Origin of the sequence: Terriglobus sp. YAF25 (assembly GCF_052113305.1) — a bacterium.
In the GTDB taxonomy this organism is placed as follows: Bacteria; Acidobacteriota; Terriglobia; order Terriglobales; family Acidobacteriaceae; genus Terriglobus.
Genome location: NZ_JBFRCY010001022.1, coordinates 1 through 1,160 on the forward strand (window position 1 = coordinate 1; position 1,160 = coordinate 1,160).

1 protein-coding gene is annotated in these 1,160 nt (G+C 55.2%); it reads left to right on the top strand.

The window, feature by feature from the left end; translation table 11 throughout:
• Nucleotides 1-1,160, top strand: a 1,160-nt coding sequence (locus AB4043_RS26215; RefSeq protein WP_442308613.1) for a S53 family peptidase, incomplete at both ends; no start/stop codon positions are given.

Here is a 1,160-nt window from a genome sequence, read left to right on the forward strand (position 1 = left end):
GGAATACGTCTGGATCGACGGGGACTCAGTATCTCAACATCATCTATAACGGACCCAATCCTGGCACCCAGGACGACGAGATCGAAGGCAACATCGATGTGCAATGGTCAGGAGCCGCGGCGCCTAATGCGACGATCGACTATGTCTCATCCATGGGGACTGAGACGACTGCAGGTATCGATCTGTCAGCGGAGTACATTATCGACAACAACCTGGCTCCCATCGTTAGTGAGAGCTGGGGCGTTTGCGAGTTTGCAGCCGGTACCAGTGGAAACAGCTTTTATCGTGCGCTATGGCAGCAGGCGGCGGCACAGGGAATTACAGTTTTGGTCGCTGCCGGCGATTCCGGCTCAGGAACCTGCGATCAGAACAAGAGCTATGCGAGCTATGGTCTGACCGTTAATGCCATCGCATCCACGCCGTACAACACCGCGATCGGCGGGACTGATTTTCAGACGCTCTACGGCGATAACGGCAAATTCGGCAGCAGCAACAACTCGACGACAAAGGCTTCCGTTTCGGCCTACATTCCGGAGACGACTTGGAACAACACCTGCACGAACGAACAGCTCTCGCTTTCAACCACGTATGYGGGACTCTCTCCGGAAGCCGTCTGCAATAATTCGACAGCACAATCCAAAGGACTGCTGACTACCACTGGTGGTGGTGGTGGACGAAGCAACTGTATCTCTGCCACGGGGTCGACGCTCGCGACATGTCAGGGCGGATACCCTAAGCCATCTTGGCAGACGGGAACTGGTGTGCCCGCAGACAATGTCCGCGATATCCCGGATGTGTCTCTATTCGCGTCGAATGGTTTCTCGAGAGCCTTCTACATCGTTTGCCAGGCAGATCAGCTCACGGATGGTAAGGGATGCAATATCTCCTCGCCTTATAACGATCTGATCGGCGTGGGAGGTACGTCCGTCGGCTCTCCTGCGATGGCGGGCATTATGGCTCTGGTTGCGCAGAAAAATGGTGGCGGTCGTCTCGGCAATGCCAACTACAACCTGTATGCGCTGTTCAACAAACAGACAACTGCGGGTACGGCATGCAGCGCGAGTGGAACTCCCAATGCGGCTTGCACCTTCAATGACATTATCGCTGGCACGAATAGCGTTCCATGCGTAAAGGGATCGCCAAACTGCACGGTCAACAAC